We start from the raw sequence: 24,175 nt of genomic DNA on the forward strand, positions 1-24,175 counted from the left end.
CGGCGTCGGCACAGTCAGACCAATGACTGTGCCGACGACCCGAGGATGCTGATGAACGACAACGAGTGGCTGGCCCGGCGGTTCGAGGAGCAGCGGGGGCAGTTGCGGGGCGTGGCCTACCGGATGCTCGGATCGGGCGCCGAGGCGGATGACGCCGTGCAGGAGGCGTGGCTTCGGCTCAACCGCACAGGGGCCGATGGCATTGACAACCTTGGCGGGTGGTTGACGACCGTCGTGTCGCGGATCTGTCTGGATCAGCTGCAGGCTCGGCGGGTCCGGCGTGAGCAGCCGCTCGAGGAGGTGCCGGCGCTTGGGGTGGTTGATCCGGAGCGGGAGGCGTTGCTGGCTGATTCGGTGGGAGTTGCGTTGCTCGTGGTGCTGGAGACGTTGACTCCGGCGGAGCGGCTGACGTTTGTGCTGCACGACTTGTTCGCGGTGCCGTTCGAGGAGATCGCGCCGATTGTGGACCGTACGCCGGTAGCAGCGCGGCAACTCGCGAGTCGGGCTCGGCGGCGGGTGCAGGGCCAAGGCCAGGGCCGCGCGTCCGTGTCGGAGGTTGATCAGGTCGCTCAGCGCGAAGTCATCGAGGCGTTCCTGGCGGCCGCCCGCAACGGGGACTTCGAGGCGTTGGTCGCGGTCCTCGACCCGGACGTGGTCGTCCGCAGCGACCTCGGTGGAGTCACCCGCGCGATCCGCGGTGCGGCGAGTGCCGCGAACGGGGCGCTCGCCGCTGCGGCAGCCAGTGCACCGTCGGCTCACCTGGCGTTGGTGAACGGCGCTGTCGGCTTCGTGGTCGCGCCAAGCGGCCGGCTGGAGCGTGCCATCTGCTTCACGATCGACGGGCGGACGATCCGCGAGATCGACATCGTGACCGACCCCGCCCGCTTGGACCAGCTGGACCTGGCCGTGCTGACCGTCTGAAGTAGGTCGCGTGGCCGTCCGAGAATCAGGCTTCGCCGGGGAGGCGGGTGTTGAGGATGCGCTGGAACAGGTGGCAATCGCGCCAGGCGCCGTCGATGTGGAGGTAGTCGGGGGCGCTGCCGATCTGGCTGAAGCCGGCCTTCGTCAGCACCTTCTGCGAGGGCAGGTTGTGAGTGAGGGTGCTGGCCTCGATCCGGTGCAGCAGCAGCTCCTTGTCGGCAACCTCGGCCACAGTCCGTACTGCCGTAGTCGCCAGGCCCTTGCCCAGCAGGTCGGCGTCGATCCAGTAGCCGAGGCTCGCGCTGCGGAAGGGCCCGGGGACGATGTCGGTCAGCGTCATCGCGCCAACCACGCGGTCGCCCTGGAACAGGAACCACGGCACGACCTCACGCCGCTCGAAGCGAACCAGTTGCTGCTCGAGCCGATCCGCCTGCCCGGCCGTGGTGAACCAGCGGTCCGAACGGACCGGTTCCCACGGCCGCAGGTGTTCGCGATTGCGGACCTGCGCTTCGGCGAAGGCGGCGGCGTCGTTGAGCGTCGCCACCCGCATCTCGATCTCGGTGCTGAGGGGTCTGTCCAAGGTCACTTCGGCAGCCTACGAGCCTGGCTGGAACCTCCGACCCGCGGGGTGAAGGCGTCGTGGAAGATGGTCGAGGCGGCGCCGACCGCGGCCGCGTCGGCCTGCAGCATCGACTCCTCGACCACGACCGTCCGGGTACCTTTCGCGATCGGGTGCGAATTCACCGCCCGGCTGATTTCGGAAAGGAACACCTCGGCGATTTCCTTTTCGAACGCCGGACCGCCGAGCACGATCAAATCGATATCGAGCAGGTCGACCAGGCCGACGGCACCCTGCGCAATCACCGATGCGACCTGCGTCACGGCCTTCTGGGCTGCTTCGTCGCCGTTCGCGGCGGCTTTGCAGACCGCTTTGTAGCGTTTCGCCTCATCGGTCGCGCCGGCGTCGGTCTCGACATATCCGAAGCCGGCCGCGATCACCGGCAGCCCGGCGGTCGGATTGCATTCGGCCATCATCTTCGGGCCGGTCTGCTCGTCCCACTCCCCCATCTTCAGCGCGCACAGCTGACCGAACTCCCCGGCGTTCGCGGTCAGCCCGCGATAGATCGAGCCGTTCAGGATCAGGCCGCTGCCGACGCCGGTACCGAGGTACAGATACGCGAAGTCGCGGGCCCGCGCCGACCGCCCGATCCAGCGCTCGCCGATCGCCGCCGCGGTGCCATCCTTCTCGACCAGCACGGGGTGGTTCAGCTTGCCCTGGAGGAGATGCCGGATCTCTAGCCCGCGCCAGGCCGGCTGCAACGGCAGGTCGAGCAAGGTGCCATCGGCATTGATCGGGCCGGGGACCGCGACGCCCACGCCGAGCATGGAGTTCGCGTCCACCTGGCTGATGCTCAAAGCTGCGGTCACGGTCGCCGCGGTGAGATCGACGAGCCGTACGGCGTCCAGATCGGCCGGCAGGTCGACGGTCTCGCGCCGCACGATCGTGCCGTCGAGATCGACCACCGCGACAGTGAGCAACTCGGGGTCGATGTGGATGCCGACGGCATGGGCCGCGTTCGAGCGCAGCCGCACCGGAGTACGGGGTTTGCCGAGGCGTTCGGCGCGTTCCTGCGCCTCCTCGACGAGCAGTCCCTGTTGCAGCAGTACGCGCAGGATCCGCGACACCGACTGCTGGGTCAGCCCGGTCCGGCGGGAGATCTCGGTCCGGCTGATGATGCCGGCCAGCCGGATCGTCTCGATGATCACGGCCTCGTTGAAGGAGCCCAGGTCGTACTGGTTCGCGCCGGAACGCGTCGGTTCGTCGAGCACCGCCGAGTCAGTCTCTGGCGTGACCATCGCCCACCTCCTCTGTCTGCATTGCTTTCCCCGTTCACCGAATACCGCCCCGAACTAGCCGAGATCGTACCCCGCAGCCCTCGCCAGGCCGGTCAGGTATTCGAGGTTCGCCGCCGTTCTTTCCGCCACCGGCAACGCGCCGGAGAAATCCTCCACCGTCACCCAGCCGTCATAGCCGGTCGCCGCGAGTGCTTTGAAGAATTCCGGCAGGTGGGCCCGGCCTTCGCGCAACGGGACCCATTTCGGTTCCCACCGCAGGGTGCCGTCGATTTCCACCGCGCTGAGATGAAATGCCACGTTTTTGACGTGGATGTGCGCAAGGTACTCACCGAGCAGGTCGAGCGCGTGGGCCGGCTCCTCCCAGCCCTCGATCACCGTGTTGCCGATGTCATACAGCACCCCGACGTACCGCGGATCGAGCCCCTCCACCAACCGCCGGGCCGCCGACGCGCTCGGCGTCAGGCTCTCGTGATGCAATTCGAGCAACGCCCGTACGCCGTGCTCCCGCGCGCGCTCCTCGAGCCATTCCCAATCACCCCGGCACGCCGCGAACGCCTCCCGATAGGACTGCCCCTTCTCGGTGTTCACCCCCAGGAAGCGAACCTGCCCGGCGTCGAGCGCAGCGGCCGCGGCCAGCATCCGCTCGGCGTCATCGCGTTCCTTTGGCGTCACGTAAGCACCAAGCGCCGGCATCGCCAGCCCGGCAGTCACCGACCGGATCTCACCAAGCCGGGACTCAAGTCCGGTCATCGGCCAGGTCGCGCGGTTCCCCGCCCAGAACGTCGGCCGGAAAGACTCCACCGGGTCGGTGATCCGCCACTCGATCCCCTGCCAGCCCTGCTCGGCCAGGATCTTCACGGCCGCCTCAGGACTCCACTCCGGTGTCGAGTCGGTGAACACGGCGAACCTCACGGCGCCTCCAGTGCTCCGTCGATACGCCGTACTCCGGCCGCCCACTCGTCATGCCCGGACAACTCCGCCGGGTAGCGGGCGGCGGCGTCCAGATTGATGTCGATGCCCCAGCCCGGGGTCTCGTTCGGCCGCAGCCAGCCGTCCTGGATCCGCAGCGTGCCCGGGAAGACCTCGTGGGTAGCGTCGTTGTAGATGTGCCCCTCTTGGATGCCGAAGGCAACGGAACTGACGTCGAGCGCGACGTTGGCCGCCGCACCGATCGGCGAGGTGTCCCCCGGTCCGTGCCACGCCGTCTTGACCCCGCACAGCTCAGCGAGGTCGGCGACCTTCCGAGCCGCCGTGAGCCCACCGATGTCGGAGATGTGCGAGCGGATGAAGTCGACCCCACCATCGCGAACGAGCCGGACCGCGTCGCCCATCGACGTCGTCAGCTCACCAACAGCCAGCGGCACCGGCGACGCGGCCCGCACCTCAGGGAGCCGATCCCAATGCTCGGGCGGCAGGACGTCTTCGAGGAAGAACAGCCGGTACGGTTCGAGCGACCGGGCCAGCAACACGGCCTCCTTGGGAGTCAGCCGCGAGTGCACGTCATGTAGCAACTCGATGTTGTCCGGCAACGACTGTCGAGCCGCGGCGAACAGGTCGGGCGTAGTACGGAGGTAGTCGCGGGCGCTCCAGCCGTTCCGGTACGGCGCGTCGGGGTAGAGCGTCGCGAGTCGCGGAGCACCGTACCCGCCGCCGCCCGGTGTCGACACCTGCAGACGGATGTGCCGCCAGCCCTGCGCGACGAACTCCTTCGCCTGCTCCAGCGTCTGGTCGATGGTGATGCCACCGGCGTGGATGTAGGTGTCAGCGGCGGCCCGGACCTTGCCGCCGAGTAGTTCGTAGACCGGCATGCCGGCTCGCTTGCCCGCGATGTCCCAGAGGGCTTGGTCGATGCCAGAGATGGCGTTGTTGGTGACCGGTCCGCCACGCCAGTAGCCGGAGAATCCGGCCAGTCGAACCAGGTCGCCGATGTCACCCGGGTACCGGCCGATGAGCAGGCGTGCGAGGTGTTCGTCGACGAAGGTCTTCACCGCCTTCCAGCGTTGCGTGAAGGTCGCGCAGCCGAGTCCGTACAGGCCCGGCTCGGTGGTGTCGATCTTCACCACCACCAGCGGGATGCCCTGCGGTGCGGTCACGACCGCTTGCACCGCGCGGATCCGGATGTCATCGCGAACCGGCCAGGGCTGGGCGAAGGTGGCGGGGGTCTCGTGCGCCATTCAGGTCTCCAGAGGGTTCGTCGGCAGGTCGAGCTCGTGACGGGCCTGGAAGCCGAGCACGGTCCGGACGGCGGTGAGGTCGATCGGCACCTCCCGCCCGACGAAACGCCGCAGCCTTGGCACTGTGGGCGCGAAGGCGTCGAGCAGGGCTTCGGTCTCGAACGGCGCGTTGGTGGTCCCCGCCGCGGCGAAGAAGATGTGAGCGCCGGACAACGTTGCCGTCAGCCCCAACTCGATCGCGTACGCCGCGTCGCGGGTATCGAGGTACGACCACCCCTCGCGTACGCCGGGCGCCGGGTCCTTCGCGAACCCGTCGGCCTGGCGCTGCAGCACCTCGACCGAGTTGACGTGCGGGAACCGGAACGCCACCACGTCGATCCCCCAGCGCCGCCAGGCCATCCGGCAGGTGTTCTCATCGTTCTGCTTCGACAACGAGTACCAGTCGGCCACGTCGGCCGGGATCTTCTCGTCCAGTGGGTAGTACGCCGGCCGGACATTGGCCGGGTTGAACGGCACCCCGAAGGCGTTGATGCTGCTCGCAACGACTGCTCGCTTGATGCCGAGCGCGCCCGCCTGGGCGAGCACGTTGAAGGTGGAGACGACGTTGATGGTGTAGACGTCGTACGGCGTACCGGCGGACGGATGCGCCAGCGCGGCCAGGTGGACGACGGCGTCGGCGCCCTCGAGCGCCCTCGCCACATCCTCCTCGGACCTGGTGTCGCCGATCACGACCCGGTCCGCCTTCAGATCATCGTGCTCGGCGATCTCCATCGCGGTCACCAGGGCGCCGAGCTCGGTCAGATGACGTGTCGTGACCGAGCCGATGCGCCCCGCCGCGCCCGTCACCAGCACTCGGCGGCCCACGACCCCCTCCCCGCCTTCCTTCCTTCCCTTGTTCTTTGTAGTTGTCATTCCTTGATGCCTCCGGACATTCCGACCCCACGCAGGAACTGCTTCTGGAAGATCAAGAAGAGCACCACGGGGATGAGGACCGCCAGGAACAAGGCGCTCATCTGCAAGGAGAGATCAGTCGTCTTCTGTACTCTCGGCAGCGCGACCGAGATCGGCTGCAGCCTCGGATCCGGCAGCACCAGCAGCGGCCACAGGTAGTCCTTCCACGAGCCGATCACGGTGAGCAGCGCGACCACCCCGATGATCGGCTTCGACATCGGCAGGATGAGTGCCGTGAAGAGCCGCAGGTTGCTCGCTCCGTCGATCCGCGCCGCCTCGATCAGCTCACGCGGGATCGCGTCGAAGTACCGCTTCATCACCAGGATGTTGAATGCGCCGGCCGCCTGCGGCAGCCAGACCGCCCAGAACGTGTTCTGCAGGTTCCAGCCGAACACCGGCATCTTCAGGATGGTCAGGTACAGCGGCACCAGCGAGATCACGCCGGGCAGGAACAAGGTGGCCAGCACCAGGCCGGTGATCACCGGTCCCCACTTCGGGCGCAACACGCTCAGCACGAACGCTCCCGTCGTACAGACGAACAACGTCGACAGCAACGAGCCGATCGCGATGATCGCGGTGTTGCCCAGGTACGAGCCGATCTGCACCTGGTTCCAGGCGTCCGGCACGTTGTGCCACTGGATGCCGCTCGGCCACAGCGACAGCGGTCCCTTGAGGATGTCCTGGCTGGTCGACAGCCCCGACTTCAGCAGCCACAGCAACGGGCCGACGCCGGCGATCACCACGCCGATGAACAGCAGGACCTGGATGATGGGCAGCCCGTACCGGACCAGCGGCCGTCGCCGGTCCATCGTCGAGATGATGCCGCGCTCTGGCGCCTCCGCGGTCATGTCGTACTCCAACGTCTGGTGAGGAAGTGGTAGACGACCGACAGCACACACAGCACCAGCGCCAGCAGCACGCTGAGGGCGGTGGCCGCACCGAAGTCGCCGTTGATGAATGCGTACCGGTAGATCAGCAGCAGGATCGTGGTGGTCGCGTTGTCCGGACCGCCGCCGGTGAACAGGAACGGTTCGGTGAAGACCTGGAACGTCCCGATCAGCTGCAGCAGCATCATGATCAGGATGATTCCGCGGATCTGCGGGATCGTGACGTGCCAGACGCGACGCCAGATGCCGGCGCCGTCCAGCTCGGCCGCCTCGTACAGCTCGTTGCGTACGCCGGTGAGCGCCGCCAGGTAGATGATCGAGGTGGCCCCGGCGCCGGCCCAGGTCGCCTCCAGCACGATCGCCGGCATCGCCAGGTTCGGCGAGTTCAGCCAGGCGTACGGCCCGAGTCCGAACCAGTCGAGGATCGCGTTGAAGACGCCCGAGCCGGGGTCGTAGAAGTACTTCCACAGCAGGATCGCGACCACCGGCGGGACGACCGCCGGCAGGTACGAGATCACGTTGTAGAGCCACCCGGTCTTGCGCAGTTCGCTGATGAACACCGCCAGGAACAGCGGCACCGGGAAGCCGAAGATCAACGCCAGCAGAGCGAAGTACAGGGTGTTGATCGTTGCTTGTGGCAACTGTGGGTCGGTCAGCACGTAGCTGAAGTTGGACATCCCGACCCACTCGGCGGGGGTGACCAGGTTGGTCTTCTGGAACGACAGCACCAGGCCGCGCACGATCGGGCCCCAGGAGAAGTACAGGAAGGTCAGTACCAGGGGCAGCGCGAAGAGGATGCTGCTCAGTCCGCCGGAGCGGAGCCAGGTGGCTGGGCTCCGGCGGGACTGAGTGGCGGGGTGCGCGGTCGAGACGCGCGTCAGGACGGCCATCGGGCTACCGCGCCAGGCGGGCGTCGATCTTCGCTGAGGCGTCGGCGAGTAACTTGTCGATGTCGGCGTCCTTCTTGGTCAGCACCTGCTGGACGACCGGGTCGAGCAGCGCGTACACCTCCTGGCCCTTGTTCGACGGCTCCGGCAGCAGCTTGAGCGTCTTGGTCGAGTCGATGTAGCCCTGGAACTGCTGCACCGGCACGTTGTTGTAGGGCTCACGCCACTTGTTGTACTGGTCGTAGGTCTCCTGGCTGAGCGGCGTCACGCCGGGGCGGCCGACGAAGCCCTTGTCGGCGATCGCGTTCTTGGCGTCCTGGACTGCCAGCGCCTGGGACGTGTACTTGTCGAACTCCTGCGACTTGATCCACTTCAGCGCCGCGACGATCTCGTTCTTGGTCGACTTCGGGTTGATCATCTTGATCGAGCCACCGGTCAGCGTGCCGAACGGGCCGCCGTCCTGCGGCAGCGCGCCCTCACCGAAGTCGGCCGGCTTCATCCCGAAGTTCTTCACCGCCATGTCGTAGGCGTCCGGCGCCTGCATGATCATCCCGATCTTGCCGGCCGCGAAGTCCTGGCGGGCCTCCTCCTGGTTGTAGAGGAACTGCGTACCCATCGTGTTGTCGGTCCAGCGCATGTCCTTCAGCAGTTGCAGCGCCTTCTTGGTCGGCGCATCGTTGAAGACGCTCTTCTTGCCGTCGTCGCTCTGGACCTTGCCGCCCATGCTGTAGGTCATCGTGGTGAGCATCCAGCCACCGGTGTTGTCCTTGGTCAGCTGCGCGTAGCCCGCCTTGCCGGTCTTCTCGGTGATCTGCTTCGCGTACTGACGGACCTCCTCCCAGGTCGTCGGCGGCTTGTCCGGGTCGAGCCCAGCCTGCTTGAACAGCGCGCGGTTGTAGGCCAGGCCGACCGAGAACGCCTCGAACGGGACGCCGTAGATCCGGCCGTTGCCGTCCTGCACCAGCTTGAGCGTCTCGGGATTGAGGTCCTTGGTCATGTCGACCAGCTTGAGCTCGTCGGTGATGTCCGGGAGCTGCTTGTTCGGGATCATGTTCAGCGGTTCGGTGAAGCTGATACTCATCACGGTCGGGAGCGAGCCACCTGCCACCTGAGCTTGGAAGGTCTGCGGGTCCCACGACGTCTCGGTCGACTTGATCGTGATGTTGGGGTGTTCGTCGGTGAACTTCTTGACGTTGCGCTCGAAGGCGGCGACGTCGGCCGGTTTGTCCGGCTTGGGCTTGTTGCCGACGGTGATGGTGACGGGTGCGTTCTCGTCGATCGCGCCGCCGCTGCTGCTCGCCGAAGGCGTACTGCCGTCCGCGCACGCCGCCGTCGCCAGCAGTGCTGCGGCTGACGTCAGGGTCACGACAAATCGTGCCGTTCTCGTCATCGGAACTCCTCAGGTTTCCGGGATCACCCCCGTCCACCGGGCGGTTCAGGGGTGTGGTCTGGGCCACAGAAGCCCAATTCCGAGTAAGTTAAACCATGCGTGTTACTTTATCAATGGCCTGCTCGATCACGGCTGAAATGTCGAACTGGTCTTCAGCGCTCCGACGTGGTTGGTGAAAGCAACCGACAAGGAGCACGGTCATGGCAGACCCAGTAGTCCACTTCGAGATCATCGGCACCGCCCCCGCGGCTCTCCGCACGTACTACGCCGACCTCTTCGGCACAACTAGGCGGCCACCGAGTCTTCGGCCCCATCGGCGAGCCCGGCAAGCTGGTCGTCGCCCGCTTCACCGACCCAGAAGGCAACCTCCTCGGCCTCGCCGGCCCAGCCTGACCGAGGCGCCCCGTCAAGCCTTCACACCGTGCCAGAAAGCCCCCGGCGCTAACCCTTCCGCGCACAACACTGGCCGTCCCTCACCCCGGACGGAAGGAGCTCGCCATGCGCGGCAAGGACCAGTGACCCCAGCAACCAGTCCGCCCTCTCGAAAGGCAGACCAATGAACCGCGACCTCTAACACCACAACGCGGCTCGACCAGGACACCTACCAGCCCTGGTCGAGCCGCACACTCCCCATGCAGCCGCCGTCGAACCGCCAGCCCCAGGTCGCGCCGACCGCTGCAGCGCACGCCAGTAGCTTTGCTGCCGGCAGGAGGCGGGCCGCGCCTACGTACTCACCGCGACGAAGTAGCGGCAAAACCGGGCGGGTGGGAGCGGCCGGAGCTGGGAGCGACGTAGGAGCGAGCGGCGGCGGGCGCGTGGGGCTGGATGCGGTGGGGGTGTTAGGCGGGGCCGGTGGCGATCGGGCGGTTGGGGTCGGTGATCCATTCGGACCAGGAGCCTACGTAGACGGGGGCTTCGATGCCGGCGATCTGGAGGGCCAGGGCTTCGTGGGCTGCCGTGACGCCGGAGCCGCAGTAAGCGCCGACCGGGGTTGAGCCGTCTGCGCCCAGGGCGGTGAAGCGGGCGCGGAGGTCGTCGGCGGGAAGGAAGTGGCCGTCGGGGGTGACATTGGCAGCCGTGGGGGCGTTGACTGCGCCGGGGATGTGGCCTGCGACCTTGTCGATCGGCTCGGTGTCGCCGGCGAAGCGTTCGGGGGCGCGGGCATCGAGGAGTACGCCGGTGGAGGCCAACTCGAGGGCGGCATCCGCGTCGAGCATCGGGATGTGGCCGGGTGAGGCGGTGAAGGTGCCGTTGGCGTCCGGGGGTACGAGAGTGCTGACCTCTCCCCCGGCCGCCTTCCACGCCGCGAAGCCGCCATCGAGGACGCGGACGTCGCGCACACCGAAGTACCGGAAGATCCACCAGGCCCGGGCTGCGGCCATCGAGTTGGCCGCGTCGTAGACGACCATCGCTGTGTCCTCGGAGACGCCGGCCCGGCGCAACGCCGCCTCGACAGTTGTTGCTGAGGGCAACGGATGACGCCCGCCATCGCCGGGCGGGCCGGCCAGCTCGGCGTCGAGGTCCACGTAATGAGCGCCAGGCAGGTGACCGGCGGCATACGCATCCCGTCCGGGCGGCGCAGGCGGGCCGGACGGCACCGAGAGATTCCAGGTGACATCGATCAGTACCGGCTTGGTGGTAGCCGACAGCAACGAGTCAGCGGAGATCAGTGGGTTCACAGCGTGCCTCCGAACGGGAGTACCTCGGGTGACAGGGTGGCGCGAGCGCGGGCGGCGGTCAGCCGGCGCCGGTGATGGCGTCGGCAGAGCACCTCGTACGCGACCTGGGCAGCGTTGGTGACCATGTCACCAACGACCAGTTGCTCGCCTTCGGTGACCATCTCACCACCGACCGTACGGGCGTTGTGGGTGGCGCGCTCACCGCACCAGCACAACGCCTCGACCTGCAGCAGCTCCATCCGGTCGGCCAGCTCGACCAGCCGCGCCGACCCGGGGAACAAGGTCGCCCGGAAGTCGGTCAGGATGCCGAAGCAGAAGACGTCGATCTGCAGCTCGTCGACCAGCCGGGCCAATTGGTCCACCTGCTCGGGTTGGTAGAACTGCGCCTCGTCCGCGACCACGTAGTCGATCCGGCCGCCCTGGGTCAGCTCGTCGACGACGTACTGCCAGAAGTCGAAGTCGGGTTTGACCTCGATCGCCTCCGCCTCCAGGCCCAGCCGCGACGACAGCGTCGACTCGCCGGCCCGGTCGTTGCTGGTGAAGATCCTGCCCAGCCGGCCACGGGCCGCGTGGTTGTGATCCATCTGGAGGGCCAGCGTCGACTTCCCGCAGTCCATGGTCCCGGTGAAGTAGATCAGGTCAGCCACGGGCCCACATCCTGCCAAGTCCCTGGAGCATCAGGTACGCCGGGGTGCGTCGGCTTTTGTTCTGCGCCTTCCGCAGGGTCTACTGGGGCCGTGCGCAAAGCTCTGATGCTGGTCCTCTCGCTGTGCCTGATCCTCGCCGCCACGACTGTGCAGTCGGCCGCGGCGCCACTCCGGGTCGAGGCGGGGCTGCGCGCGTACTTCGTGATCACCGCGCCCAAGCAGACCGCCGTAGTCGCGGCCGGTGTGGCCGCCGCCGCCGGGACCATCTATGCGGCGTACGACGCGATCGGCGTGCTCGTCGTGCACTCGTCGAACACCGGCTTCGCCAACGCGATGCGATCGGTGAAGGGCGTACAGAAGGTAGGAGCGACCCGTACGTCGGACCTGCCGGCCGCCGTGGCCAATCCGGCGATCCCGCCGGCGCCGGCCGAGCACCCGGACAACTCCCCCGAACGCGTCCGGCCCGACATGGCCATGATCGGCGCCGACAAGGCCTGGGCGGTGAACCCGGGATCCAAGTCGATCACCGTCGGCGTGCTGGACACCGGCGTCGACGACCAGCACCAGGACCTGAAGGCGAACTTCGACGCGAGCAAGTCGGCTTCTTGCGCGTACGGCAAGGCCGACACCAGGCCGGGAGCCTGGCGCCCGGTCGCCGAGCACGGCACTCACGTAGCCGGCACGATCGCCGCCGCGAAGGACGGCAAGGGCATGACCGGCGTCGCGCCCGGCGTGAAGGTTTCCTCGATCCGGGTCGCCGAACCCGAGGGCCAGCAACTGTTCTTCCCCGAGAACACCGTCTGCGCGTTCGTCTTCGCCGCCGACAAGGGCGTCTCGGTCACCAACAACAGCTACTACGTCGACCCGTGGATGTTCCTCTGCCCGACAGATCCCGACCAGGACGCGATCCAGGAGGCGATCGGCCGGGCTGTCGCGTACGCGGACTCCAAGGGCGTCGTCAACGTCGCCGCCGCGGGCAATGAGAACACCGACCTCGCCAACAAGACCAGCGACTCGTCCAGCCCGAACGACTCCACTCCCGCCGCCCGGCCGGTCACCAACCAGTGCATCAGCCTGCCGACCGAACTGCCGAACGTGGTCGTCGTCTCCGCCCTCAGCCCCGAGGGGACCAAGGCGAGCTTCTCCAACTACGGCGAAGGCAAGATCAAGATCGCGGCGCCCGGCCAGGACGTCTACTCGACCGTCCCTGGCGGCGGCTACCAGTCTCTGGACGGTACTTCGATGGCGTCACCGCACGTCGCCGGTGTCGCCGCGTTGCTGCGCAGCGCGAACCCCAAGCTGACCCCCGAGCAAGTGCGGGCCAGACTCGCGGCGCAGGCCAACGACATCCCCTGTCCGGCGGCAGCAGCGGCCACCTGCAAGGGGTCGGAGTCCCTGAACTCGTTCTACGGCGAGGGCATGGCGGACGCGGCCGAGGCGGTCGGAGCGGAGACGAAGGCTCCGACATCCGGCGTGAGCATCACCAAGCCTGGCGAGCAGCTCGGCTTCGGTGGTGCACCAGCCATTCCGCTGCTGCTCAAGGGGATGAGCAGCAAGGGCGAGATCAGCTACACCGCGACCGGCTTGCCGCCGGGCCTGAGCATCGACGGGCAGCGCGGCTGGATCGTCGGCGTTCTCACACCGGGCGCAGGGCGGTACAAGGTGACCGTGACTGCCCGCGACGCTGACGCGAAGACCGCGTCGGCGAGCTTCTACTGGAACGTGTGGAGCTTCTAGCGGTCGGTTGGCGATCTAGCCCGCGTCGATGAGTAGCGGGATCAGCATCTCGTCCTGGGTGAGCGATCCGTGCAGGCCGATCAGCCCTGCCTCCTGCGGATAGCGCCGGCTGGCGACCAGCGCGACCGGTCCGAGCGACGCGACGATGACATCACCGAGTCGTGGCGAGACACGTTCCTCGACGGCACCGAACCAGCCACGCCCGACCGCCTCGTCCCGGCTGAGCACGAGAGCCTTGTCGCCCAGTCGCTCCCGGTACGTCGCCAGTACGTCGTCAGTCGCACCGTCGGCGCAGTACAGGTGCCGGAAGCGGGACTCGCCGCCGATTAGCCGCACCCCGTCGGTCAGCGCCGGCTCGGAGTCGAGGTCGACCCGGTTCTCGGGGGCGACGTCGATCATGCCGTGATCCGCGACGACGAGCAGTACCGCATCGCGCGGCAGCGCCGACCTGATCTGGCTGGCGAAGGTGTCAGCGGCAGCGAGCTCCTTGCGCCATTGCCACGACTCACTCCCCTGCCCGTGACCGGTGTAGTCGAGTTGCGAGTCGTAGACGTAGACGAGCGAGGAGTCGCCTTCGCGGCTGGCGAATCTCGTGGCGTCGAGCCGGTCCTCGATCGTGTCGGCGCCCCGATGCTTGCTGCCCCGGAATGCTGCCGCCGTCAGGCCCGAGCTGTCGAAGCGCGACTTGCTGACGTTGCGGGTCGCAACGCCGGCTGCGGCGATTCGCTCGAACACAGTTTGGTGTGGTTGCCAACGGCGTGGATCGACCGGAGCGTCCCACTGCAAGGCGTTCAGGAGCGCACCCGTCTCGGGCACGATCGAGGTGTACCCGACGATTCCGTGCGCACCCGGTGGCAGTCCGGTGCCCAGACTCGTGAGGCTGGCGGCCGTCGTCGACGGGACCCCCGCGGTGAGGCTGCGGGCGGTCAGGGACGACAGGTAGGGCGCGGTCTCCGCGTTGCGGCGCAGGAGGTTCCAGCCGAGACCGTCGAGTAGCAGTACGGCGTACCGGCTGGCTGGTGGCAGTTCGAGCAGGTTCTGCTCGCCGGGGACCGAGAGGGCACCGGCGACCGAGGGCAGCACGTCTGCGAGAGACCCACCACCGTATGCAGGGAGGATGGGCGTCGGGTCGGGCACGGCACTACCTGCTGGTCGTCGCGAACGAGAGCGCCGCGGCGAAGTCGAGCACCTGCTGGATACCGGCCGGGCCGTCCGCGGCGGCCGAGATCCGCAGCGAGATGTCGTCGGCGGCGACCGAACCGGTGTAGCCGTGATCGGCCTCGCAGTTCGGGTCGGCGCAGACGGCCGGCTCGAGGTCGATCCGGTTCACCATGCCCCAGCCGATGGTCAGTACGACCTCGCCACCAGAGGCCGGGTCGGACTGGCCGCCGGAAGCCTTCGAGGCGTAGCCGGCCGGATTCGGGACCACTCTGTTCACCACGACCGCGTTCACCCGGTTGAGCGGGATCGCCTCGGTCGAGGTGGACGCGTAGGGCGCCCGGATCAGGTCGTCGGCGGCGTGCTCGTCGGTGTGCCCGACGATCAGCCGGCTCGGCGTCAGGGCCAGGATGGTGATGTGCCGCCGCACCTCGTCGCGGTCGAAGGTCGGTTCGTGTTGCAGCACGAAAGCCCGGATCGGTTCGCCGGCGATGGCCACGGCGAGGGAGTCCGTCACAACGTCTGGGTAGTAGCCGCACCGGTCGATCGCGTCGCGAAGGTCGGACGCGACGTCCACGAGCTCCGGGACCGGCGCATTCAGGTCACGCATGACCTCATCCTTGCATGCGCCGGGCCCGGAGCCCGATTGGTGCCTGTGGACAGTCGTGCCCCTGGTGTGTCAGCCGCCGGTCAGCCGACGCTGGCTTTGCGTAGTACCGGCGCACCTGCGGCACCGGCCACGGCGACCAGGACGAGGCCGATGATCACCTGCGCCCCGAGCAGGATGGCGCCTGAGCTGCCCTGGGTGAGTACCTGTCCCCCGCTCAGCGCCAGGCCGGTAAGAGCTCCGAATCCGACCACTGGGAGTCCGACGCCGACGACCGGTACTACGGCCGCGAGCCGGGCGGATCGCTCGATCACCTTCAGCGGTACTCCGGAACGGCGCAACGCCTTCGCAGGCCCGGCCTGGTCAAGAGCCGTACCGACCGCACCGGCTGCTGTCGAGGCGGCGCCGGTGACGAACACCAGGCCGAGTAGCAGGGCGACGCCGAGGCGCAGGTCCTTATACATCCCGGCGTCCTGCTCATCGCGCTCGGCGTCGGTCAGCGGGACCTTGCCGGGGACGAGGTTGTAGAGGGCTGTGCGGGCCTTCTCGCGATCAGCCGTTGGGACCGAGATGATCACCGTGTGGGCGTCCGTGCTGACCTTGCCGCTGAGCTTCGCCTCGGAGAGCAGCTTCTTTGCATCCGCGGCGACGACGGCGACTTGTCCGTCCTTGGGGTAGAACTCGAACGACTGGTCCGCGGCGGTGCTGTTCATTCCGTACGGCATGAACAGCGCGAGGAATCCGGTGACGAAGCCGCTCAGGACCAGCGCGGCGACCGGGCGGAAAGCAGCCTTGGGGTCGTCGGCGAGGCGTCGGCCGGCCAGGAGGGCGACGGGGCCTCTCGCAGTACGGGCCATGAACTTGCCGATGACCTGTACTGCGAAAGGGCCGACGATACGGACAGCGAGGGCGGCCAGGCCGATGCCGATGAGCAGCGGGATGATCGCTCCGCCGGTACCGAGGATCGCGAGCATGATCGGGCCGACCACCAACAGGCCGAGGCGCAGCGCGCTGGTCGCCTTGCGGGTCTGACCGCGGACGACACCGAGCGGCGTGATGCTGACCCGGCCGAGGCCGATGAGTGCGCTGATCACTGACAGGACCGGTACTGCGATCAGCACGATCAGCGCGACCCACCAACTGGGCATGAGGTCGTGGACGTACCAGCGGCCGCCGCCGAGTGGGATGCGGGCGATGAGCGGGGTGAGCAGCGTGTAGCCGACCAGTCCGGCGATCGCGCCGATGAAGCCGAGGACTGCTTGCTCGACTGCGCTCAGCCAGAGGACCTGGCTGCGGGTTGCTCCTGCGAGTCTCAGGGCGGCCAGGCGGTGTTCGCGGCGCTTGGCAGCGACTCCGGCTGCTTGGCCGACCAGGCTCAGGAGCGGGAAGAGGACCAGGGTGATGCCGAAGGCCACCAGGATCAGCAGCGTGGCCATCCGGTCGTCGAGGGAGTTGCCGTTCCAGGTCTCGAGGTACTTCGGACGGTCAGCTGCTGCGACGCCGGGTGAGTTCTTCTCGACGCCGTGGATGATCACCCAATCGTTGGGTGAGGACAGGCCTTTGTCGGTGATGATTCCGGTGGGCTTGGCGGTGTTGTAGCGCTTCGCCAGGTCGTCGGTCCAGTGCTTGGCGACCTCGGGTGAGACGAACACCTCGCCAGGTTGCGGCGCCTTGGCGAGGCCGGGTGGCGGCGGGAGCTGGGCGTTCTTCTGTGGGTCGTTGAGGGCAACGTCGTACCGGAGGATCGGTACGCCGCCGGCCATGTCGTCGATCTCGTTGACGACGCCGACCGCGGTGCTCGCCTTGGCGTTGTCGGTGTTGCGCCAGCCGATCCGGTCGGAGCGGTGGGTGAGGCCGAGTGAGCCGGCGATCAGGAACGTGACGAGCAGGGCGACGATCGCTGTGGCGCCGAGGGCGGCCAGGTTGGCGGCGCGCCCGCCCGGTCCTGGGCGGCGGACGAACCGCAGGCCCAGGTCGGTCATCGGGTTCATCGCTCGCTCACCCGGCCGTCGACGATCCGTACGACGCGGTGGCAGCGGGCGGCGACGGCGTCGTCGTGGGTGACGACTACGACGGCTGCACCTCGGTGGGTGGCGGCGCCGACGAGGAGGTCAATCACCTGGGCGCCGGTGGCGGCGTCTAGGGCGCCGGTGGGTTCGTCGGCGAAGACGGCTTGCGGTTCGCCGACCAGGGCTCGGGCGATGGCTACGCGTTGGGCCTGGCCGCCGGAAAGTTCACCGGGGCGGCGGCCGGCTTCGTTGGCGAGGCCGACCTGGGCGAGGGTGGCGCGGGCTCGCTGGATGGCTTCCCGGCGGGAGACGCCGTCGACCATGAGTGGGAGGGCGACGTTCTCGTCGGCTGGGAGTTCGGCGAGGAGCTGGTTGTCCTGGAAGACGAAGCCGAGGCGGCGACGGCGGAGGACTGTGCGGGCGGCGTCGTTGAGTTGGTCTACTCGGTCATTGCCTAGCCAGACCTCTCCCTGGTCGGGGCTGAGGATGCCGGCTAGTACGTGGAGCAGGGTGGTCTTGCCGTTGCCGGACGGGCCCATGACGGCTAGGGCTTCGCCTCCGCGCACTTGGACGTCTACACCGGCTAGGCCGACTACCTCGCCGTAGTACTTGACCAGGCCGCGGCCGGCCAGCACTGGCGGTGGTACCTGGTGCTGGACCGGCTGCTGGTAGGGCTGCTGGGCCAGGTGCTGGGTGGACTGCTGCTGCGGGTTCGCGGTGGGGACGCCTGGGTAGCTCATACCGGGTAGCTTTCCGGGGTTCGGCTTCTGGAACGTCGGACCCGAGACCGGTCTTTGCTGCGTCTTTTGGCGTCAGGGCGGGGCGTTGCGTAGTACTGGAGTCGTACGCTGCGCCTCGCCGAGTAGCTAGTCGTTCGGGAAGGCTGAGGGGTAGGCGTCGCGGTAGCTCAGGTATTTGCCGGCGGGGGTTTCTACTGTTTCGGCGGCGAGTAGGGCGTGGCCGATGGCTCGGGAGAGGGTGCGCGCGCCGGCGGCGAAGATCGTCTCCAGTTGGAGCAGGGTGGCTGGGGTGGTGACGGTCAGGCGGGTCGCGTCCTTGCCGGTAGAGAGGGCGAAGATGCTGTCGCCGTCGACCAGGGTGTGGATCGGATCGATGGCGCGGGCCAGGCCGTCGTGGGCGACCATCGCCATTCGCTTGGTCGCTGCCTTGTCGAGGGAGGCGTCGGTGGCGATGACGGCGATGACCGTGTTCATGCCGGGCATGCGGCCGGGGAGGTCCGGGGGTGGGTCGGTGGGGGTTCGTAGTACGGGGAACTCGTTGGGCAGGCCGTAGCGTTCGGCGGACAGTCGTCCTTGCGGGTCTACTGCTGAGCCGGCCGCATTGACGATCACTAACGCGCCGAGTGTTGTGCCGTCGGACAGTCGCACGCTCGCCGTACCGACGCCGCCTTTGAGGCCGCCGACGAGGGCTCCGGTGCCGGCACCGTGGTTGCCCTCGGCAACTGGTCCGTCGGTTGCTGCTTCGAGCGCTTGGCGTCCCCAGTCCGCGGTGGGGCGGGCCTGGAATCCGCCGCCGCGGTTGAGGTCGAAGATCACTGCGGTCGGGACGATCGGTACGACGTCGCGCTCGCCTGGCCCGACACGGACACCTTGCGCGCGCTCTTCGAGTGCTGCCATGACGCCGGCTGCCGTGTCGAGTCCGAAGGCGCTGCCGCCGGTGAGGACGATGGCATTGACCCCGGCGTTGGAGTTGACCGGGTCGAGCAGGTCGGTCTCGCGGGTGCCGGGAGCGCCGCCACGGACGTCGACGCCGGCGACTGCGGTATCGGGGACGTGGATGACCGTAGTACCGGTGAGGTAGGGCGCGTCGGTCCGCTCGACCTGGCCGACGAGTACGCCGGGGACGTCGGTGATCGCGTTGTGCGGACCGGGTTGCGGCTGCTCGCTCGTCATGGGAACTGTTTAGCAGTTGGCCGAAATTCGGTTGCTGCCGACATTACGTTTGGTTGTATGAATGCCGACCTACTCTGTGGATCTCTGGCTGAACCGGCTCGACTGCGCACCTACTCCGCCGTCGTCCTCGGCGCCCGTACCCCGGATCAGATCGCGGCGGCTACCGGGCTCTCCCCCGCGGTCGTCGGCAAGTCGGCCCAACGCCTGATCAAGACCGGCCTGCTGACTGCATCCGCCGATGGCTTTCACGCGGTGGAGGAGGTCTTCAAGGACGCCGCCCGCAGCAACCGCCGCGAGGTCGCGCCGTTGGACGCTGACCCGGCCCGCGACGCCGTCCTGCGCGCGTTCATCCGCGACGGCCGGCTGACCCACTTCCCAACCTTCCCGGCCAAGACCCGGATCGTGCTCGAGTACTTGGTGAACTGCTTCGAACCGAACCGCGCCTACCCGGAGTCCGAGGTCAACACCATCCTCAACACCTGGCACGAAGACCACGCAGCCCTCCGCCGCCTCCTAGTCGACAACCACCTGCTAACCCGCACCAACAGCATCTACCGCCGGGCCAGCGAATAACCCCCACCCCGACTCGCTCGACCGCAACGGGGTGCTAGGTCGCCTGGTTTTCGATGGTGGATTTGATTCCGGCGAGGGTTCGTTGCAGGCCGTCGTCGATGGATGCGCCCTCGGCGTGGTCGGTGTGGAGACGGACGGTCAGCAGGGAGGTTCCGTCGGTGGCAGGGTCGACGTCGAGCTCGCCGTGGTAATCGTGGGCGCCAGTGGCTCCCCACTGCAGCTTCTTGCCATCCTCGACCACCTCGATCCATGCCTGGCCCGAAACCTCACGCTTCGGACCGCCCTCGGGCTGGATGACCGCGGCGACCTCGACCTGGTCGCCTTCGGTGCGATGAGCCTCGGTCATCTGCGGCAGGTAGTCGGGCAGATGCTCAACCTCCGAGAGGTACCCGAACAGGACCTCTGCAGACACGCCCACCGTTGTCGATGCCTCGTAGTCACCCATGACGACCCCCTTTTGTTGTGACCTGCTGCCCTGTCAGTAGTACAGAGGTCATCGTGCGTCCGGGCGTTCGACGTCTCCACGCCAGCCGCCGGTCTCGGCGCCGCGCTTCTCGATGAACTCCTTGAAGCTCAGCAGATCCCGCTTCACCCGTACGCCGATCAGCCCGGTCTTGTCCGCCACCTGCTCGGCGAACCCCTCGGGATCGAGGTCCATCTGCGCGGTCACCCGGGTGGTCGTGTCGCTGAGCCGGTGGAACGTGATGACGCCGGCGTGGCGCGGCTCCGTGTCCGACTTCCAGGCCACTCGCTCTTCTGGATGCTGCTCGGTGATGGTCGCGTCGAACTCCCGCGTGACCCCGGCCATACTCGTCACCCAGTGCGTGTGAGTGGCGTCGAGCTGCCTGATCTCGTCGACCCCGTCCATGAACTCCGGGAACGACTCGAACTGCGTCCACTGGTTGTAGACCGCGGTGATCGGCGCCTCGACATCAACCGACTCGGTGGTGTTGCCCATCGCTTGTTCCTCCCTGTGCACGGATTGTCCGACCCCTGTACCCGCGCTCCCGAGGAGAAACATCAAACCTATGCAGCCGCTGGCTCCGGCGTGAGCGGGTACGCCGACGAAACCCGGCGAGCTCTGGCCTAAAGCGGCTATCGGGCGCTGGTGGGGCTCGGTCGGCGGTTTGCTGTGGGGATGGGGATTTCTGGGGTTGCGCCGGGTCGGTCCGTCAGGCATCTTGTGGCGGGCATCGCTGCTGCCGGGTTGTGTCTGGTGGCGATTGGTGGAGGGCTGTACGTCGGGCTCTTCGGGCTGGGGCACGAGCAGGGCCATACCGTCAGCTACAACAGCACGGGCGAATGGATCTGCACCGACAGTCGTCATCTCGTCTTCAAGGACGGCGGGACTATCTCGCTTTGCGAGGGCAGCGAGTTTCTCGGTGCCGACGGGTTCACCGGGAAGGAGCTGCATGAGGCCGTCAACCTGGTCAAGGACGTGGCAGGCGATGGCAGGGTCGACAAAGCGGATCAGCATCGGCTGGACGAGCTGTCGGAGCGGATCAGCCGGAATCATGGCGAGGACCCCAAGCCACACAGCACCGCGGGGCTGATCGCCATGGCGGCAGGGCTGCTTGGCGGCTGCTGCCTGGTTCTTGTTGCGCTCATCAGCCGGAGCCTTCGGCGGTCCGGTGTGGCACAGGGCTAGGTGGAGCGGATCGTTGTTGCTGCTTGCTCCAGTAGCTCGAGGGTCGGCAGGGTGTCCAGCAGGTCGACGACCTGCTGGGCGGCGAACGTCCGGTGTTGCTCAGCCACGGCGTCGTCCATCGCCGCGCTTGCCTGGCCGTGGAGGAAGTTGAGGGAGATGGCCAGGCCGGTGGCGAATCCGGACGGGTCGTCGATCCTTCCTGGGCCGCCGGCGGTGCGGTAGGCGTCAGCTATCTGGCGCAGGTCGGCTGGGCTGTGGAGGTACGGCATCAGTAGGGCGCCTAGTTCGCGGTGGGGCGCCAGTTGGCCGGCGTTGTCCCAGTCGACTAGCAAGGTGTTTGGGCCCGATCGCAGGACGTTTGAGTTTCTGAGGTCGCGATGGCACCAGACCTGGTCGCCGATCGGCGTCGTGTTGACGATGGAGTTCAGCTCGGCGAGCCGGGGTTGAAGTTGATCGAGCCGCTCGGCCCACTCGACGCGTGCATGCTTGGCCTCCAGCACGAGCGCAGGCCAGTCGACATCGACGCGGTGGTACCAAGGGACTACCTCGGTACTTCCTCCGGGCCAGTCGATGGCGTGGATGACGCCCATTTGGGCGGCAAGCCAAGCTGTCGCCTCGGCATCTTGCGGACCGGGGGCCACACCGTCAGCCCACTCGTACAACCTCCACCACCTGCTGCCCAGCCGCACGACGTACTTGCCATTGGCTGCTGCCAAGGGGGCCGGACTCGGTACGCCGGACTCCGCGCACGCCGCTCGGAAGGCGACCTCGGGCAGGACCGAGTCCACCTCGCCGTCGAACCAGAACAACTCCTTGGCGGCAAACACCCCCTCCGCGGTCCTCAACTCCCAGACCGCCCCCATCGCCCCTCGTGCCACCGGCGAGATCCGCACGAGCTCTCCGACGCCGAACACCTCGGCCAGCTCTCGCGCGACGCCCGTCATGTCACCACCCGACTCACCCATCAACTCCGCCTCGATCGACTGCCAAAGGCCCGATCGTAGGTAGGCATCGTCGCGTGGTCGATTCCTTTTGGTGGTAGCCGAGGTCTACATGAGGGAGACCGTAGATCGAGAACGAAGGACTGATCGCCGATGACCATTCCCGCGACCATGCGCGCGCTGCAGCAGACCTCGCTCGACGGGCCGCAGGACCTGCGCCTGATCGCCGACGCGCCGGTGCCTGAACCCCACCAGGGCGAGGTGCTGGTCCGGGTCGTCGCCGCTGGGGTCAACTTCGCCGACTTGTCCAAGGCTCATGGAACCTTTTTTGGCGGGCCGCAGCCGCCGTACCTGGCCGGTTTCGAAGCCGCCGGCGAGGTCGTCGCGGTGGGTCAGGGGGTGGACGGCCTGCAGCCAGGTGCCCGCGTTGTCGGCGTCGGAGACGGCGCGTTCGCTGAGTACATGATCTTGCCTGCCGCCGCGGCGATGCCGATACCCCCAGGCTGGACCGAGCAGGAGGCACTCGGGTTGATCGTGAACTGGCCGACTGCGCTGGCCGCACTCAGGCCTCTGGGAGACCTCAAGGCTGATGAGGTGGTGCTGGTGCACGCAGCGGCGGGCGCGACCGGGCAGGCCGCGGTTAGGTTGGCCAAGCACTACGGTGCAAGGGTCATCGCCACTGCGTCGCCGGGCAAGCGGGAGACGGTACTGGGCTTGGGCGCCGACCATGTCCTCGACTCTCTCAGCGGCGACCTCGCCGCCGAGGTCATGAGACTGACCGACGGCTGTGGCGCTGATGTGGTGCTCGAGTCGGCAGGCGGCTCTACCTTCGAGGCCAGCCTGACCGCCGCCAAGCGCGTCACCGGTCGTGTTGTCGTCTACGGCCTCGCGGGTGGCGACGCCAGGATCAGCAACTGGGAGCTGGTGTACAAGCACCAGGTCCACCTGATCGGGCTCAACCTCGGAGCCCTGATCCAGTCCGCGCCACAGCTGTTCGGCGAGGTCATGGGTGAGCTGTCCGCGCTCATCGGCGGAGGTGTGATCACCCCGGGCCGGCCAACCGCGTACGACCTCGCCGACGGCCCGAAGGTACTCGGCGAACTGCAAGCGAGAGCCACCATCGGCAAACTTGCTCTGCTTCCTTGAGGGCCTGCTACCGATGGCGGACGCTCAGATGCGTGGCGGGACTAGGCTTTTGGCGTGACATCGCAACTGCGGGCGGCGGCGAACCAGGACCGGTTCGCCGCCGAGACCGAGCGGTTCCGCAGGGAGCTGCTGGCGCACTGCTACCGGATGGTCGGCTCGGCCCACGATGCCGAGGACCTGGTGCAGGAGACCTATCTGCGCGCGTGGCGGTCCTATGCCGGGTTCGAGGGCGGTCGTCGATCCGGTCCTGGCTCTACACGATCGCGACCAACGTCTGCCTGACGGCGTCGAAGCCGCGCCCGATCCGGATGCTGCCCTCAGGCCTGACCGGCCCGTACGCCGGACCCGATCGCCCACCGATTCCCGTTGCGGCCGCCGAGGTCTCGTGGCTGGAACCGCTGCCGGATGCCTGGATCGCCCCGCCGGCCGACGATCCGGCCGCGGTGGCGGTCGACCGCGAGTCGTTGCGGTTGGCACTCATTGCCAGCCTGCAACACCTGACCTCCGGCCAGCGCGCGATCCTCCTCCTGCGAGACGTGCTGGCGTTCTCCGCGGCTGAAACCGCCCAGATCCTCGGCACCACCACGGCAGCGGTCAAGAGCGGTCTGCAGCGCGCCCGCGCACGACTCGACGAGCTGGAGCTGGAACCCGCCGAACTACTCGAACCGACCGACCAGCGAGCACGCGCGCTGCTCAACGGGTACATCGCGGCCTTCGAGCGCTCCGATGCCGGTCTACTGGAACAGGTGCTGCGCAGCGACGCCACGCTGGAGGCGACGCCGTTCCGCGACTGGCAGGCGGGCCGCGTCACGTGCATCCACATCCTCGACGCCTACGTACTCGGCACTCCCGGCGAGTGGCGGATGCTAGCCACCACCGCCAACGGCCAACCGGCCGCCGCCGTGTACCGCCGAGACGCAGACGGGATGCTCCGTGCCGACGGAGTCGTGGTGCTAACCGCCACCGCCACGGGCGTTTCGCACGTGGTCAAGTTCCACGACCCGGCGCTGGTCGCGACGTTCGGCTTCGCAGATGTGCTCACCCATTGAC

25 protein-coding genes are annotated in these 24,175 nt (G+C 67.7%); 7 read left to right on the top strand and 18 right to left on the bottom strand.

Features of this window, described 5'->3' with window-relative positions:
* Positions 1-51 precede the first annotated feature (51 nt).
* Entirely contained in the window at positions 52-921 is an 870-nt protein-coding gene (locus OHA70_RS31365; protein ID WP_328323694.1) for a sigma-70 family RNA polymerase sigma factor, read from the top strand.
* A 25-nt stretch (positions 922-946) separates the two neighbouring features.
* Here the strand turns inward: OHA70_RS31365 and OHA70_RS31370 are convergent, their stop codons facing one another.
* The 10 genes from OHA70_RS31370 to OHA70_RS31415 all read right to left on the bottom strand — a co-directional run bounded on the left by OHA70_RS31370 (position 947) and on the right by OHA70_RS31415 (position 11,393).
* Positions 947-1,507, bottom strand: coding sequence for a GNAT family N-acetyltransferase (locus tag OHA70_RS31370; protein WP_328323696.1), 561 nt, complete (start codon positions 1,505-1,507; stop codon positions 947-949).
* Positions 1,504-2,778, bottom strand: coding sequence for an ROK family transcriptional regulator (locus OHA70_RS31375; protein WP_328323698.1), 1,275 nt, complete (start codon positions 2,776-2,778; stop codon positions 1,504-1,506). Before OHA70_RS31375 ends, OHA70_RS31370 begins: the two co-directional genes overlap by 4 nt.
* Before the next feature lie 54 nt (positions 2,779-2,832).
* On the bottom strand, positions 2,833-3,636 hold the full coding sequence (locus OHA70_RS31380) for a sugar phosphate isomerase/epimerase family protein (protein WP_328323700.1): 804 nt from the start codon (positions 3,634-3,636) through the stop codon (positions 2,833-2,835).
* A 50-nt stretch (positions 3,637-3,686) separates the two neighbouring features.
* Positions 3,687-4,952 (bottom strand): enolase C-terminal domain-like protein, encoded by a 1,266-nt coding sequence (locus OHA70_RS31385; protein WP_328323702.1) that lies wholly within the window; start codon positions 4,950-4,952, stop codon positions 3,687-3,689.
* Positions 4,953-5,816 (bottom strand): NAD-dependent epimerase/dehydratase family protein, encoded by an 864-nt coding sequence (locus OHA70_RS31390; protein ID WP_328323704.1) that lies wholly within the window; start codon positions 5,814-5,816, stop codon positions 4,953-4,955.
* A 44-nt stretch (positions 5,817-5,860) separates the two neighbouring features.
* The gene (locus OHA70_RS31395) at positions 5,861-6,751 is read right to left on the bottom strand and encodes a carbohydrate ABC transporter permease (RefSeq protein ID WP_328323706.1); all 891 of its coding nucleotides are present in this window, start codon (positions 6,749-6,751) and stop codon (positions 5,861-5,863) included.
* Complete coding sequence (locus OHA70_RS31400) at positions 6,748-7,680, bottom strand: carbohydrate ABC transporter permease (protein WP_328323708.1); 933 nt, start codon at positions 7,678-7,680, stop codon at positions 6,748-6,750. Before OHA70_RS31400 ends, OHA70_RS31395 begins: the two co-directional genes overlap by 4 nt.
* 4 nt (positions 7,681-7,684) lie before the next feature.
* Positions 7,685-9,067, bottom strand: a complete 1,383-nt coding sequence (locus OHA70_RS31405; RefSeq protein WP_328323712.1) for an ABC transporter substrate-binding protein — start codon at positions 9,065-9,067, stop codon at positions 7,685-7,687.
* 839 nt (positions 9,068-9,906) lie between these two features.
* Positions 9,907-10,746: a sulfurtransferase gene (locus OHA70_RS31410; protein ID WP_328323715.1), complete on the bottom strand. Its 840-nt coding sequence runs from the start codon at positions 10,744-10,746 to the stop codon at positions 9,907-9,909.
* The gene (locus OHA70_RS31415; RefSeq protein WP_328323717.1) at positions 10,743-11,393 is read right to left on the bottom strand and encodes a thymidine kinase; all 651 of its coding nucleotides are present in this window, start codon (positions 11,391-11,393) and stop codon (positions 10,743-10,745) included. Before OHA70_RS31415 ends, OHA70_RS31410 begins: the two co-directional genes overlap by 4 nt.
* 90 nt (positions 11,394-11,483) lie before the next feature.
* On the opposite strand from OHA70_RS31415, the gene OHA70_RS31420 reads away from it, so the two are divergent.
* A complete protein-coding gene (locus tag OHA70_RS31420; protein ID WP_328323719.1) occupies positions 11,484-13,130 on the top strand; it encodes a S8 family peptidase in 1,647 nt (548 codons plus the stop codon).
* 15 nt (positions 13,131-13,145) lie between these two features.
* On the opposite strand, the gene OHA70_RS31425 is transcribed toward OHA70_RS31420, so the two are convergent.
* The 5 genes from OHA70_RS31425 to OHA70_RS31445 form a co-directional block, all read right to left on the bottom strand.
* Positions 13,146-14,267, bottom strand: coding sequence for an alkaline phosphatase family protein (locus OHA70_RS31425; RefSeq protein WP_328323721.1), 1,122 nt, complete (start codon positions 14,265-14,267; stop codon positions 13,146-13,148).
* A gap of 4 nt (positions 14,268-14,271) precedes the next feature.
* A complete protein-coding gene (locus tag OHA70_RS31430; RefSeq protein WP_328323723.1) occupies positions 14,272-14,898 on the bottom strand; it encodes a DUF5998 family protein in 627 nt (208 codons plus the stop codon).
* Between the two features lie 80 nt (positions 14,899-14,978).
* The gene (locus tag OHA70_RS31435; RefSeq protein ID WP_328323725.1) at positions 14,979-16,886 is read right to left on the bottom strand and encodes an FtsX-like permease family protein; all 1,908 of its coding nucleotides are present in this window, start codon (positions 16,884-16,886) and stop codon (positions 14,979-14,981) included.
* Positions 16,883-17,644, bottom strand: coding sequence for an ABC transporter ATP-binding protein (locus OHA70_RS31440; protein WP_328323727.1), 762 nt, complete (start codon positions 17,642-17,644; stop codon positions 16,883-16,885). Before OHA70_RS31440 ends, OHA70_RS31435 begins: the two co-directional genes overlap by 4 nt.
* A gap of 126 nt (positions 17,645-17,770) precedes the next feature.
* Positions 17,771-18,817: a P1 family peptidase gene (locus tag OHA70_RS31445; protein WP_328323729.1), complete on the bottom strand. Its 1,047-nt coding sequence runs from the start codon at positions 18,815-18,817 to the stop codon at positions 17,771-17,773.
* Positions 18,818-18,874: 57 nt separating this feature from the next.
* Here OHA70_RS31445 and OHA70_RS31450 point away from each other — a divergent pair, with 57 nt between their 5' ends.
* Positions 18,875-19,390, top strand: a complete 516-nt coding sequence (locus OHA70_RS31450; protein ID WP_328323731.1) for a DUF2087 domain-containing protein — start codon at positions 18,875-18,877, stop codon at positions 19,388-19,390.
* Positions 19,391-19,424: 34 nt separating this feature from the next.
* Here OHA70_RS31450 and OHA70_RS31455 read toward each other — a convergent pair whose 3' ends face one another.
* Together OHA70_RS31455 and OHA70_RS31460 are read right to left on the bottom strand one after the other, a co-directional pair.
* Entirely contained in the window at positions 19,425-19,835 is a 411-nt protein-coding gene (locus OHA70_RS31455) for an SRPBCC family protein (RefSeq protein ID WP_328323733.1), read from the bottom strand.
* 48 nt (positions 19,836-19,883) lie between these two features.
* Positions 19,884-20,348: an SRPBCC family protein gene (locus OHA70_RS31460; RefSeq protein WP_328323735.1), complete on the bottom strand. Its 465-nt coding sequence runs from the start codon at positions 20,346-20,348 to the stop codon at positions 19,884-19,886.
* 225 nt (positions 20,349-20,573) lie between these two features.
* On the opposite strand from OHA70_RS31460, the gene OHA70_RS31465 reads away from it, so the two are divergent.
* A complete protein-coding gene (locus OHA70_RS31465; protein ID WP_328323737.1) occupies positions 20,574-21,038 on the top strand; it encodes a hypothetical protein in 465 nt (154 codons plus the stop codon).
* Here the strand turns inward: OHA70_RS31465 and OHA70_RS31470 are convergent.
* Positions 21,035-21,982 (bottom strand): phosphotransferase enzyme family protein, encoded by a 948-nt coding sequence (locus OHA70_RS31470; RefSeq protein WP_328323739.1) that lies wholly within the window; start codon positions 21,980-21,982, stop codon positions 21,035-21,037. The genes OHA70_RS31465 and OHA70_RS31470 overlap by 4 nt on opposite strands.
* A 150-nt stretch (positions 21,983-22,132) precedes the next feature.
* Between OHA70_RS31470 and OHA70_RS31475 the strand changes: the two genes are divergently transcribed.
* Genes OHA70_RS31475 through OHA70_RS31485 form a run of 3 tightly spaced genes read left to right on the top strand, consistent with a single transcriptional unit; the run spans position 22,133 to position 24,174 of the window.
* Entirely contained in the window at positions 22,133-23,125 is a 993-nt protein-coding gene (locus tag OHA70_RS31475; protein ID WP_328323741.1) for a zinc-binding dehydrogenase, read from the top strand.
* Positions 23,126-23,179: 54 nt separating this feature from the next.
* Positions 23,180-23,407: a sigma factor gene (locus OHA70_RS31480; RefSeq protein WP_328323743.1), complete on the top strand. Its 228-nt coding sequence runs from the start codon at positions 23,180-23,182 to the stop codon at positions 23,405-23,407.
* Complete coding sequence (locus OHA70_RS31485; RefSeq protein ID WP_328323745.1) at positions 23,329-24,174, top strand: RNA polymerase subunit sigma-70; 846 nt, start codon at positions 23,329-23,331, stop codon at positions 24,172-24,174. The genes OHA70_RS31480 and OHA70_RS31485 overlap by 79 nt, the downstream gene beginning before the upstream one ends.
* Position 24,175: the final 1 nt, after the last annotated feature.

Source organism: Kribbella sp. NBC_00382 (assembly GCF_036067295.1).
Taxonomy (GTDB): Bacteria; Actinomycetota; Actinomycetes; order Propionibacteriales; family Kribbellaceae; genus Kribbella.